The 12,562-nt window shown below is 67.3% G+C and carries 11 protein-coding genes and 2 pseudogenes; 7 read left to right on the forward strand and 6 right to left on the reverse strand.

Annotation, left to right across the window (positions count from 1 at the left end):
- Positions 1-231 precede the first annotated feature (231 nt).
- From CCN39_RS42450 to CCN39_RS42460, 3 genes are all read left to right on the forward strand, one after another.
- Entirely contained in the window at positions 232-3,084 is a 2,853-nt protein-coding gene (locus tag CCN39_RS42450; RefSeq protein WP_086852188.1) for an AfsR/SARP family transcriptional regulator, read from the forward strand.
- 41 nt (positions 3,085-3,125) lie between these two features.
- A complete protein-coding gene (locus CCN39_RS42455; protein WP_086852190.1) occupies positions 3,126-4,088 on the forward strand; it encodes an LppU/SCO3897 family protein in 963 nt (320 codons plus the stop codon).
- A gap of 667 nt (positions 4,089-4,755) precedes the next feature.
- Positions 4,756-6,783 (forward strand): AAA family ATPase, encoded by a 2,028-nt coding sequence (locus CCN39_RS42460; RefSeq protein WP_086852205.1) that lies wholly within the window; start codon positions 4,756-4,758, stop codon positions 6,781-6,783.
- Here the strand turns inward: CCN39_RS42460 and CCN39_RS42465 are convergent.
- A pseudogene (locus tag CCN39_RS42465) lies at positions 6,776-7,243 on the reverse strand (NUDIX domain-containing protein). The gene CCN39_RS42460 and the pseudogene CCN39_RS42465 overlap by 8 nt on opposite strands.
- An 8-nt stretch (positions 7,244-7,251) precedes the next feature.
- Positions 7,252-7,620 (reverse strand): annotated as a pseudogene (locus tag CCN39_RS42470) (XRE family transcriptional regulator); the annotation flags it as partial.
- Between CCN39_RS42470 and CCN39_RS42475 the strand changes: the two are divergent.
- Complete coding sequence (locus CCN39_RS42475) at positions 7,595-7,870, forward strand: tyrosine-type recombinase/integrase (protein ID WP_208630629.1); 276 nt, start codon at positions 7,595-7,597, stop codon at positions 7,868-7,870. The pseudogene CCN39_RS42470 and the gene CCN39_RS42475 overlap by 26 nt on opposite strands.
- 38 nt (positions 7,871-7,908) lie before the next feature.
- Here CCN39_RS42475 and CCN39_RS42480 read toward each other — a convergent pair whose 3' ends face one another.
- A complete protein-coding gene (locus CCN39_RS42480) occupies positions 7,909-9,270 on the reverse strand; it encodes an NAD-dependent succinate-semialdehyde dehydrogenase (protein ID WP_086852192.1) in 1,362 nt (453 codons plus the stop codon).
- Between the two features lie 105 nt (positions 9,271-9,375).
- On the opposite strand from CCN39_RS42480, the gene CCN39_RS42485 reads away from it, so the two are divergent.
- Both CCN39_RS42485 and CCN39_RS42490 read left to right on the forward strand, forming a co-directional pair.
- Positions 9,376-9,822: a hypothetical protein gene (locus tag CCN39_RS42485; RefSeq protein WP_086852194.1), complete on the forward strand. Its 447-nt coding sequence runs from the start codon at positions 9,376-9,378 to the stop codon at positions 9,820-9,822.
- Between the two features lie 22 nt (positions 9,823-9,844).
- Positions 9,845-10,288, forward strand: a complete 444-nt coding sequence (locus CCN39_RS42490; protein ID WP_244211258.1) for a hypothetical protein — start codon at positions 9,845-9,847, stop codon at positions 10,286-10,288.
- Here CCN39_RS42490 and CCN39_RS42495 read toward each other — a convergent pair.
- Positions 10,243-10,680 (reverse strand): L,D-transpeptidase, encoded by a 438-nt coding sequence (locus CCN39_RS42495; protein WP_086852197.1) that lies wholly within the window; start codon positions 10,678-10,680, stop codon positions 10,243-10,245. The genes CCN39_RS42490 and CCN39_RS42495 overlap by 46 nt on opposite strands.
- Positions 10,681-10,741: 61 nt before the next feature.
- Positions 10,742-11,653, reverse strand: a complete 912-nt coding sequence (locus tag CCN39_RS42500) for a hypothetical protein (protein WP_086852199.1) — start codon at positions 11,651-11,653, stop codon at positions 10,742-10,744.
- 122 nt (positions 11,654-11,775) lie between these two features.
- On the opposite strand from CCN39_RS42500, the gene CCN39_RS42505 reads away from it, so the two are divergent.
- A complete protein-coding gene (locus CCN39_RS42505) occupies positions 11,776-12,081 on the forward strand; it encodes a hypothetical protein (RefSeq protein ID WP_086852201.1) in 306 nt (101 codons plus the stop codon).
- 10 nt (positions 12,082-12,091) lie between these two features.
- Here the strand turns inward: CCN39_RS42505 and CCN39_RS42510 are convergent.
- Positions 12,092-12,562 (reverse strand): SH3 domain-containing protein (locus CCN39_RS42510; protein ID WP_244211259.1); only part of this gene is annotated, 471 nt, incomplete at its 5' end.

Raw genomic sequence — 12,562 nt, forward strand, 5'->3', positions numbered from 1 at the left:
CCGGTGGTGGTGGCGGCAGCCGGCGCGCCAGCTGCCGCCACCACCACCGGGCGGCGGCGAACTCCTGCTTGACCTCGGCGATGCGTGCGCGCAGGTAGGCGTCGGAAATCATCGGTGCTCCCCTCGTCGTCCGTGCCCGTCACGGTGGTCGGAGGCCGTTGGGAAAACCTTGAACAGACCTTGCCGGGACGCCGCGCATCCGCTACGCCTGAGGCAGGGAGGGGTCGGAGCGTGGTGGAACTGCGGGTGCTGGGTGCCGTCGAGGTCGTGGCCGGTGGCACCCGGGTCGACATCGGGCACGCGCGGCAGCGGGACGTGCTCGCGGTGCTGCTCCTCGACGTCGGCCGGGCGGTCCCGATCGACGTGCTCATCGACCGCGTGTGGGGCGAGCGCCCGCCGCGGCAGCCGAGGAACTCGCTGTACGCGTACGTCTCGCGGCTGCGCACCTTGCTGGGCGCGCTGGACGGCGTGACGATCGAGCGCGACCGTGACGGTTACGTCCTCGTCGCCGACCCGCTGCTGGTGGACGTCCACCGGTTCGAAAGCCTCCTCCGGCAGGCGAAGAAGACGCAGGACGACCGCGCCGCGCTCGCGCTGTACGACGAAGCCCTGGCGCTCTGGCGCGGCACCCCGCTCAGCGAGCTGGACTCGCCGTGGGTGGCCGGTGTCCGCAGCGAGCTGGAGCGCAAGCGCGAGACGGCCGTCCTGGACCGCGACGACCTCCGGCTGCGCACCGGCGCCCACGCCGCCGTGCTCGCGCGGCCGGCCCCCGGCGGCGGCGGCGAACGGGCGGCGGCCCAGCGGATCGAAGCGCTGTTCCTCGACGGACGTCCGGCCGACGCGCTGCGGGAGTACGAAGAGGTCCGGGCCCGCCTCGCGGACGAGCTCGGCGCCGACCCGGGCCCGCGGTTGCGCGGCCTGCACGAACGGATCCTGACCGGCGGCGGCCCGGAACCGCGGCAGCTGCCGGCCGCGGCGCCGTCGTTCTCCGGACGCACCGCCGAGCTGGCGGCGCTCGACCGGATGCTGACCCGCGACGGCGCGGTGGCCGTGATCTCCGGCGCGGGCGGCCTCGGGAAGACGTGGCTGGCCGTGCGGTGGGCGACCGACCACGCGAGCCGCTTCCCCGACGGCCAGTTGTACGTCGACCTCCGCGGTTTCGACCCGGCCCACGAGCCGGTGCCGGCCGAGCGTGCCGTCCGCGGCTTCCTCGGCGCGCTGGGCGTCGCGCCGGCGTCGGTCCCGCCGGACCCGGACGGGCAGGCGGCGCTGTACCGCAGCCTCACGGCCCGGCGCCGGCTGCTCGTGGTGCTCGACAACGCGCGGGACACCCGGCACGTGACGCCGTTGCTGCCCGGCGGATCGTCGTGTTCGGTCCTGATCACCAGCCGGCACGAGCTCGGCGGCCTGCTCACCACGCACGGCGCGAGCGCGCTGCCGCTGCGCACCCTCGACGAAGACCAGGCGCGGGAGCTGCTCGCGCACCGGCTGGGCGCGCCCCGGCTGGCCCGGGAACCCGAGGCGGCGCAGGAAATCCTGACCCAGTGCGGCGGGATGGCCCTGGCACTGGCGATCGTCGCCGCCCGCGTCGCGGCCCACCCGGACCGGCGGCTGTCCGCGCTGGCCGCCGAGCTGCGCGAAGGCCGGCTGGACGCCTTGGACACCGGGGAGCTGACCGCGAGCATGCGGGCGGTGTTCGACGCTTCCTACCGTTCTCTTCCCCCGGCCGCGGCTTCCGCGTTCCGCCTCCTCGGCCTGGTGCCGACCGGCGACATCGGCCGCGCGGCCGCGACGGCCCTGCTCGGGGACGCCCGTGCGCTGCGCGTGCTGTGCGCGGCCAACCTCCTGGAGGAGCACCAGCCAGGCCGCTTCCGGACGCACGACCTGGTGAAGCTCTACGCGGCCGAGCTCGTGACGACGACCGACGACGACGCGACCCGCTTGGCGGCGTCGACCAGGCTGTTCGACCACTACCTGAGCTGGGCGTCGGCGGCGATGGACCGGTTCTCGCCGAGCGAGCCCTACTTGCGGCCGCCCGTAGCCGGGCCGCGCCCCTCCTTCGCGTCGGGCGAGGCCGCCCGGGCCTGGCTGGACACCGAGCGGGCCACGCTGGTGGCGCTGGCCACCAGTGCCCCGGAGGCCTTGGCCGGGCACGTGATCAGCCTTGCGGCGACGCTCTGGCGGTACCTGTACATCGCGGCCCACCACCACGAGGCGCTGACTCTCCACACGACCGCGCTGGCGCTGACGAGCCCCGGAACGCGGGAACGGGGCTTCGCGGATCACGCGGTCGGCATGACGTTGATCCTCCTCGGCCGTTTCGACGCGGCCGCGGAACACCTCGAGCAGGCTCTTGCCTTGGCGGCGGCGCAGCGGAACGACTTGCTGGAGAGCATGACCCGCAACAGCATCGCCACGATCGACGACATCCGCGGCCGCCGCCCGGAGGCCCGCAAGCAGTACGACCTGGCCCTGGCGGCGGCGCGCCGGACGGGCCACGCACTGCTGGAGGGCATCGCGCTGTGCAACCTGGGAGAGCACCACCGCTGGTGCGGCGACCACCCGAAGGCGGTGGAGTACCTGCGGCGGAGCGGCCGGATCGCGGAGGACCTCGGCTCACCGGGCCTGGGCGGCCCGGTGCTGTCGGCACTGGGCAGCGCGTACGCGGGCTTGGGCCGCCCGCAGGAAGCCGACGAGCACTTCCGCCGGGCGTTGGAGTTCGCCCGGGTGGGTCGCAACACGAACCTGGAGGTGACGGCCCTGAACGACCTGGCGGCGACGAAGACCGGCCGGGAAGCGATCTCGTTGTACGAGAAGGCTTTGGCGCTGGCCCGGAGGACTGGCCACCTTCGTGAACGGGCTTTTGCGCAGCACGGGCTGGGAGTCGCCCACCGGGCCGCGGGGAACGACGTCGAGGCGATGTCCCACCTGGAGGCGGCTTTGGTTGCGTACACGGAGTTGCGCGCGCCCGAGGCCGAGGAGGTGCGCGCTCTCCTCGGTGGGTGCGAGGGACAACCCCCTGGTGCGGTGCCGAAACAGTCGAACTACCCGGAAAGCTCGGGCGACGGACGGATCTCCGGCTAGGATCCGGCTGCAGATCATGCTCAGACCTGGGGGGACCTTCCTTGACGACGCCCGAAGACAGACCGCAGCAGCCCGCGCCGGAACCGAATCCCTTCCAGCCCCCGCACCCGGGGGCCGCCCTGCCGCAGTACCCGCAGTACGTGCCCGCGCCGTACCCGATGCCGGTCGGCTTGCCGCCGAGGAAACGCAGTGGCCTCAAGCTCGCGCTGCGGATCGGTATCCCCCTCGTGTTCCTCGTGGTCGTGGTCGTGGCCGGGCTGACCTCGGCGACGACGAAGAGCAACAACGTCGGCGACTGCCTCAAGGGCAACACGGCCAACGCCGACAGCGTGACCTCGGTGGCCTGTGGCCCGGAGGCCGACTACAAGATCGTCGGCAAGGTCGCGGACCAGTCTCAGGTGGCGCTGAGCTTCGGCGGCTGCGACCAGTTCCCGACCGCGACCGCCGCGTACTGGGAGGGCGTCGAGGTCTCGAAGGGCACGCTGCTCTGCCTGGAGGACGTGAAGAACCCGGGCAAGGGCATGCCGCAGGTGGGTGACTGCGTCAAAGGCGACCTCTCCGACGCCGCCCACACCGAAAAGGTCCCTTGTGGACCGGAGGCGAGCTACCAGGTCGCCGCCATCGAGGACGGCGGCGCACTGGGCGGGCTCACGACCGCGGCCTGCGCCAAAGTCCCGTCCGCGGCCGCCTCGATGGAATGGAAGCGGCAGGGCAGCCTGTCGTCGAAGGTCCTGTGCCTGGAGGACCTGAAGAACCCGGACAACCGCAAGCCCGCCGTCGGCGAGTGCATGACGACCGGCGCCAACGACGAGCTCCGCCTGGCCCCCTGCGCAAAGGGTGCCTCGAAGGTACTCGGCCAGGTGGACGGCCTGACCAAGATGACCGGCCTGTCGAAGACCGTCCAGGAGATCTGCAAGGACTTCCCCGGCGCGGACCAGGCGGCTTCCTGGAGCATGCAGGGCTCCCTCGCGGTGACCACCTACTGCATGCAGTCGGTCAAGTAGTAGGCCCCGCCGGCCGTCCTGCGATGGCCGGCGGGGCAAATCCCAACAAAACAGCAGGTCAGAGGCGGATGGGCTTCTTGTTCACGAACTATCCAGGCGGTCAGCGGGCCTGGGGGCGTTCTTGGGTATACCACTTCTGACCTGCCCTTTCGCGTCTGTTGGGTCCGGTCGCATCCGGGCCTGTCTGGACGTCTGACGGCCTGTAGACGGCCTGGCTCCCTGCCGCTCCTGTGCCTGTCTGGCCTGGTGGCGGCCCTCCCCCGTCTTCCTCGTCCCTGCCGCTGTTAGCGCCGGGGACCGGTGTCAAGGGTGGGCGCTTGCGTCCATCGCGCAGCGACGCTGTAGGCGCCCTTGATGGCGGTCAGCCGGTGTTAAACGATCGCTGACGAGGGAGCGGTCATCGGATGGTGACCTGATCGGCGTAACACTGATCGACTGGGCGACGTCTCTGGGCGTATGCGGACGGATGGATCAACCAACTCCCGGCGGCGCGCGTACGCGGCCGGCCCTCCGGCGGGCCGCCCGGCGACCGGCGGCCGAAGCGGAGCGGCAGGCCGTCCGTGTCGCATGCGGGCGGACCCGCCGCACGGGAGGTGACGTGCGCGCCGCCGCTGGCGGCGCGCCTTGATCCCATAGAGCCAAGTTCGGCAACCAGAGACGGGTTCAAATGTACATTAGCGAGATTAGAATTAAACAATATCGTCACATCAGTAATGTAAGTATTGCTCCCCCAATACACAGTGAGAATTCTTCTGCGGTAGTTCTGGCAGGGCCGAATGGTAGCGGGAAAAGCACCCTACTAGAACTCGTCGCCTACGCAACCTCGACATCCTTTGGCTACAGCTACGTCGGGAGCATGCCGCTAGGATCCGACAGCTTCGAGGTTGACTACGAGATTACTCGCGGCGAATCCGAAATGATTCAGGATTACCTGAATAACCACAACTCGATGGGAGCAACAGCAGAGGAAGTGCATGCTCTCGCTGGAACACGAAAGTTCACCCGCAGGTTCAGCGCATCACAGAACTGGACAAGTACACAATCTATGGAAGAACGACTCTTCCAACTTGTTCAAGCCACCCTTCGACAGGGCTATGGGCGCCCAGTCGGTTTTGCCGTAAGAGCCGACCGCAGTTACGCCAACTTTGCTTTTCCTCCCTCAAATCTTCTCCAGTCAATGGACAAGGCAAGCAGGCTGGTCAACGCGGCATTCCAGGACCCGATCAACCAGTTTAATGATCTAGTAACATACCTCATCGAAGAGCAGTATCACTACATTCACGCTATCGGCTCTCGTCACCTTCGAGCAAGGAATGGAGAGGAAGTTGCAGAAGAGCCACCCGACCCGATCGCTGAGTACAACTTGGCACTCGACGGTCTGCTGCCTGGTTATCAAATAGTAACCAAGGCTTCTGAGCGAACTCCGACGAACCTATTTGTTCGCCTGCCCAATGGTCCAGAAATTGAGATTTCGAATCTTTCTTCCGGAGAAAAGGAAGCGTTCTTTATTCTAGCGAACTTCATTCGCCACAACGTGAATGATGCCGTAATAGCAATCGATGAGCCCGAGTTGCACCTACATCCAGAACTCGCAAGGAGGCTTGTCAGCACACTGCTAACAACCGGCCGAGGAAACCAAATCTGGTTCTCAACGCATAATAGTGAGGTATTCGAGCAGCTTGGCCGAGATCGAACCTTCTTCATTGATCGCACACCAGATCGAGCAACAACGCTCATTACACCAGCAACCACAATTGGAGAAGGAGAAAGACTACTTCGAGAATTTTTTGGATACTCAGGGTACATAGGCGTCGGGAAATCGCTAATATTTCTCGAAGGCGAGCATTCCAGCGTGGATCGAAGCACGTTTACCAGACTGCTAGGCGAGCACGCCAGCAAGGTCAAAATCATCCCTTCCGGAAGCGTCAGCTCTGTCACAAGAGTAAATTCTGCTGTCTTAAAAATTATCGAAAGCGGGATTGGTCACCTGAGTTTCTACGCGATACGAGATCGCGACTTTCTTACCCAGGTCGAAGTGGACGCATACAATAGCAGCAAGAGTGAAAGACTTAGAGTGCTTCAACGCTGTCATATAGAGAATTATCTACTCCAAGAAGAAGCAATTGCCTATGTTGTGAACTTGACCCTAGGTCTAGAGTTGACCGCCAATGACGTTGTCGACTCACTGAATAAAGTTGCCCAGAAGATATCTGGCGAGGTTTTATCAGCAATGATCAAGTCTCGCCTGCAAGGGCTGACGCAGTCAGAAGACTTCGGCGGAGGTTCGAACTTCCGCGGAGTCTCCCTAGCGGGCAACAATGACAACGACGCTCGAAGCATGCTCGCAGCCATACAGGAACAATTCTCGAAAACTTCACTGCAAGTTATACAACGAATCAACGATCGGTTGAGCGATAAGAACGTTAAAAACATAATCAATGAGTGCACTAATGTGGTCCAAGGCGCACTGACCAGCGCCGGACACGATACAAACTCGTGGCAATACATATTTCCAGGCAAGAGGATGCTAGAAGTTTACTCGGCCGCCGTTGGTCTCAAGCAAGCCGTGCTACAGAACCTAGTTATCGATAGACTTTCCCAGAAGCGAGAGCTAATAGCATTAGATCTGCGCACCCTACTGTCGGCCGTTGTTCAAGCTCAAGATTTTCCGCACCCAACTCCGCAGCCTATGTGAAGAAAGGCACATTCCTCCCAAGGCCGTGCTTAATCCGCAACCTAATAGAATCATGAATTTCAACCGAGTGCAAATCGCGTGGATCGATCCGGCCAACCCGTATACTCTCGCTACTAGTATTCGGTGTTCCCCCACGAGAGTAAGGGCGAAAGCAGATAGATAATTCCTGCCGAACCTCACCGTCGTCATAGGCGATGACATACTCAGGGTCTGAGTAAAGGCCAATTAAGCCCGTGACCTCGCATTCGATTCCAGTCTCTTCGCGAACCTCACGCACTGCTGCCTGGGCCAAGGTCTCGCCGAGTTCGAGTTGTCCACCAGGGATGGAATATAGTTATTTGTCGGTTCGTTTGATCATCAAGATCCGGCCTTCGTCGTCCTGAATGAACACTGAGACCGCTACCGCGATACTGTTCGCTTTGGGCGCATTGGGGTCGTTGTAGTAGTCGACTCGGGTCACGTTGCCTCCTAGAAGGTGGCTGACTTGGCAAGGTTCCAGACTGACTCGGAACTCTCCGAGTACGTCTCGAAAAGGTCGCCGGCAGAGAGCCGCCGCAGGTGGAGAGATGGGGCGTGGGCCCCTTGGAACCCGTACACGTGCGTATTGATGATCATCTCGTCGTCGAACCGGAAAATTGAGTTATAGAGCGTCGTGTTGTGGAACCGAATCTCGACACCTTCGACGCCGATCAGCGGTCGGTAGAACGCAAGCGCGTTGCGGATACGCGCCGGAAGCGTCCCGTCGCCAAGCTGCTCCTCCTCGCCGCGTAGTGCGACGCTGTCGCCCTCCGGGTCCCCGAAGGCCAAGCGGATCTTCGCGCCGGCCGCCGCGCGTGCGGGGCTCGACCACGTCGAACGCCGGGACGGCGTGCACGCCATGCGGCACTTCTTCGCGTCCACGATGCTCGCCAACGGCGTGTCGATCAAGGAAGTCGCCGAGTACCTCGGCCACCACGACCCCGGATACACGCTCCGGATCTACACCCACCTCGTCCCGTCGAGCCACAAGCGAGCCCGCGCGGCGACCAACCGGGTGTTCAAGCCCCGCCGGCCGCCGCAGACGGCCCAGGACTCCGAGACGGCCTGACGACGGCCTGGCGGGGTCAAAAGCAACAAAACAGCAGGTCAGAGGCGTATAGGTTTCTTGTTCATGAACTCCTCGATCCCCAGCGCCCCGAGTTCGCGGCCCAGTCCCGAGCGCTTGATTCCGCCGAACGGCAAGTCCGCCTCCGAGCCTCCCGACTTGTTCACATACACCATGCCCGCCTCGATTCCGCGGGCCACGCGAGCCGCTCGGGTGCGGTCGGTGGCGAACACGCTTGCCCCTAGGCCGAACGGGGTGTCGTTCGCCAGGGCCACCGCCTCCTCCTCCGTCTCCGCGCGGAACAGCAACGCCACCGGGCCGAAGATCTCCTCGTGGTACGCCGCCATCTCCGGGGTCACCTCCGTCAGGACCGTCGCCTCCACATACGCGCCCGGGCCCGGGAGCCGATGGCCGCCCGCGCGCAACGTTGCTCCCCCGGCGATCGCCGTCTCGATCTGGGCCGCCACCTCGTCGGCCGCTGCCGGCGAGGCGAGCGGGGGGAGGGTTGTCGACGGGTCCGCCGGGTCGCCCGGGACGTAGTACTCCGTCACGCGCTTGGCGAACCGGTCGGCGAACTCCTCGTACAGCTCGCCCAGGACGATGATGCGCTTGGGCGCGTTGCACGACTGGCCGCAGTTGCGCATCCGGGCCGTCGCCGTGGTCCTGACCGTCTCGTCCAGGTCGTCGGTGTCCAGCACGATCAGCGGGTCGGAGCCGCCCAGCTCCAGGACGCACTTCTTGAGGTTCCGCCCGGCTTCGGCCGCCACCGAGATGCCCGCCTGCTCGCTGCCCGTCAGCGACACCCCGGCCAGGCGCGGGTCCGCGAGCATCCACGGGACCTGACGGCTCGACGCGAACACGTTCACGTACGCGTCCTCGGGCACGCCGGCGTCTCGCAGCACCGACTCGATCGCGACCGCCGAACGCGGGCAGATCGACGCGTGCTTCAGCAGGATCGTGTTGCCCAGCACCAGGTTCGGCGCCACGAACCGGGCGACCTGGTAACACGGGAAGTTCCACGGCATCACGCCCAGCAGCGCCCCGATCGGCTCCTTCGTCAGCACCGCCTCGCCGCCGCGGATCGGCAGGGGCTCGTCCGCCAGCAGGTCCGGGCCGCGCTCGCCGTAGTACCGGAAGATGTCGGCGACGACGCCGACTTCACCGCGGCCCTCGTTGATCCGCTTGCCCATCTCCAGGGTCATGATCGCGGCGAGCTCGTCCGCGCGCTCGGCGAACACCTCCGCCGCCCGCAGCACGACCGCCGCGCGCTCGGCGACCGGCCGGGCCCGCCAGGCCGCGTACCCGCGGTGCACCCGCTCGATCGCGACGCGGACCTCCTCGTCGGCCGCGTTCGGGATTTCGTCGACCAGCTCGCCCGTCGCCGGGTTGGTGACTGTGTACAAAGCGGCCTCCTTTGCCAGGCTACTGGATACTGTATACACTATGTGGGCTGCGACCGACACCCGCGCGGCGGTACCCCTCGCCGCTTGATCGACTATCGTTCCCCCATGACGCTGGAACTCACCGGCGGACCCGATTTCGCCGCGCAGGCCCCGAAAACCGCCCGCTGGACCCGGCAGTACGACGCCGTCGCGGTCACCTTCGGCTGCCCCGATCGCACGCCAGAACGCACGCCACGGGTATGGAGCGGACGCGGACTCGGCCTGGCGGAGGCCGAATTGGCGGGGTTCGCCGCGCAGCTGCGCCGCGTCATGAAGCACGAGTCCTACTGGATCGCCCGGGCCGCTTGCCCGGACCGGCACGCGGGTGACGCGGCCGTCTGGTCTTCAGGCCGCTACGACGACGAAGACGGCTTCGTGTACTTCGCCGGCCCCTGCACGCACGGCGACCCGTGGCCGGGTTACCGGCCGGCGCGGGCGTTCACCATCGCGCTCCCCCGCATCCGCGGCCTGCGGATCCGGGTGGCGGCGTACCTCGCCGGACGACCTGGGTGACGCCGGGCCGGGGAGCCAGCCGATGAAACCGGCCCTCGCGGGCGCCGTCGCCGCCGTGGTGAGCGGTATACCGTCGACCGCCCACTCGCTCCTCACCGGCGCCGACGTCCTGGCCGCCACGAAAGCGGCGGGCACCCTGCTCCCCGGACGGCGCGACCGGCCCGGCGTCGCCGCCGGGCTGATCGCGCATCTCGCCGTTTCCGCCGCCTGGACCTGCGTGCTCGCCGCGATCGCGCGCCGCCACCGGCTCGGGGCCGGCGGCGGCGCGGTCGCGGGACTGGCCATCGCGGCACTGGACCTCGGGATCGCGGCCCGCGCCTACCCCGCCGTGCGGGCGTTGCCGCGCGGGCCGCAGCTCCTGGACCACCTGGTGTTCGGCGCCGTCACCGGCGCGCTCCTCGACCGTCCACAACAGACGGATCAGGAGACGACCTCGACGACGTCACCCGGGTGCAGCGAGGTGTAGAACTTCACCGCGGCAGCGTGCGAAAGGTGCACGCACCCGTGGGACTTGACCTTCAGGCTGCCCTGGTGGAACGCGACCCCGGTGGTGGTGAAGAACACCGAGTACGGCATCGGCCCGTTGTACTGCTTGCTGTAGTGGTCGATGTCCTTGTACTGCACGTGGAACTTCCCCAGCGGGGTCGGGTACTTCGGCAGCCCCACGGTGATCGGGACGCCGCCGTAGGTGACGTTCCCGGCGCCGTCGGTCAGCCACGCGGTATTCGAACTGCGCTGGACGCAGGCCTTCGCTTCGGCACTGCACGGCGTCGACGCCGCTTCGGCCGTTCCCGCGAACGCCACGGTCCCCGCCATCGCGGCGACCCCGCCCAGAAGTGCGATCATCCTCCGGTTCATCGTGTGCCTCCCGTTGTCGTTCGGCTACCCAACGAGAGTGCCCACTCGGGCGATCTTCGAATCAGTTCCGCGGCTGCGAAAGCCCGAGGAACTCCGCCTGCTCGCGGTCGTAGCGGCGGGTCAGCCCGTTTCCGTAGCGGTCCCACCAGTTCTGCGTGTGCCCGCCCTGGGTGGTCGTCGTCCCGCCGTAGACCTGGCGGTCGTACTCGACGCGGGCGTCCCGGAACTCCTGCTGGAACTGCTCGGGCGTCAGCCCCTGGACGTGCTGCACGGCCGCGTCGCTCAGCGTGCGCGAGCTGCGCACGATGTCCTCGCCCGCCATGTGGTTGAGGATCGCGCGGACCCCGCCGGCGCCGCGCATGTGCGCGCCGGACATGATCGCGGCCTGGGTGCCGGGATCGGTGAAGTTGAGCGCACCGGCGGTGCGCGCGTTCGCGGTCATCAGGTCGGCGACGACGGCGCGTTCCTCGGCGCTGCCGATCCCGTACTGCTCGCGCGCGGCGATGATCCGGTCGTAACCGTTGTGCATGTTCTGCCGGAAGCCGTAGGCCTCGGGCACGCCGCCCTGCTCCCCGGTCGCGCCTTCGGACCGCATGATCGAGTCGACGACCCGGGGGTCGAGCTGCTGCGGCGCCGCGGCCGCGGCGGCGCCACCCCCGCCCTGCGCGCTGCCGCCGCCGTAGGCCTGGGCGACGTCGGAGTCGGCGGCGCGGTAGCCGTCCGCGGCCTTCCGGACGTTCTGGTTCACGGTGACCAGCAGGCTCAGCAGCTTCTGCAGGGCACTGCCCAGCGTCGAGTGCAACGCCGAGTTGGCGGCCGCGACACCGCTGCCGATCCCGGCGAACGACAACGCGTCCAGCACCAGGCCTTCCAGGTCGCGGGTGGCCGACAGGAAGGACGACCCGACGTCTTCGACCGCCCTCACGACCGCTCCCATTTCCGCGGTTTCGGCGCGGTAGGCCCCGGCACTCATGGTCTGCTCCCTCCGGACACCGGCTGTGCGCGTCGAGAATTCCCCACCGCGACCGCCGGGCCCACGGCCGAATTACCCACTGGTCGCGGCAGGACTGCCCACACCGGCGCTAAAGTCGGGAGATGAGCAAACCCGACGGCGACCCGAACGTGGTCGAGGGCGAAATCGTCGACGACACCCCCACCGAGGCGCTGGCGATCCCGTCGCCCCCGCTGCCGGAGGCGGACTACAGCGAAGGCGGCGTGCCCAGCTTCGACTTCGTCCGGGACAAGATCGAGAACCGGTACACCACGTCGCTCGGCTCGGTCGACGTCGCCGGCCTCGGGACCGGCGACACCGCCGAGGCCCTCGACAAGAAGATCGCCGATCGCGATCAGGCCGCCAAGGACAGGCTGGCCGACATCCGCCGCTCGATGCGCGGCGAATGAGCACCCGCCTTCACGTCTGACGCGCGGAACTCGTCCCGCACTCCGGAGCACCGCTGCCCCGGAGGAAGTGCGCGGCCGCGTAGCCGGTGCGCCCGGCCGCGGTGCCGCGCAGCCACCGGTCGTCGCCGGACGCGGGCGTTCCGTGCGTCCAGCACGCCACCTCGAACGTGCCGCCCTCCGCGACCCAGCCGACGCGCCGGCACGTCGCGGCCGCGCAGGACCGGACGTTGAGGCCGTTCTTGCCCGTTCCCGTCACGACGTACGGCGCCGGCGTGGTGCGCGCGAGCAGGTCACCGGCGGGATCCGCGGGCGGCGTGCCGGGCGAACCGGCCGGGCCCGAAGCGAGGCCGCCGAGCAGCAGGAAGAGCAGGACGGCCGCGATCGCGGTGGCGGCCAGCACCCGGACGAGCACACCCGGTCTCAGCACGACGAACATGGCGATTCCTTCCCCTCGGCGCTGCCCGGGCCGGCCCGGTCCCCT

Source organism: Amycolatopsis kentuckyensis (assembly GCF_002155975.1).
Taxonomy (GTDB): Bacteria; Actinomycetota; Actinomycetes; order Mycobacteriales; family Pseudonocardiaceae; genus Amycolatopsis; species Amycolatopsis kentuckyensis.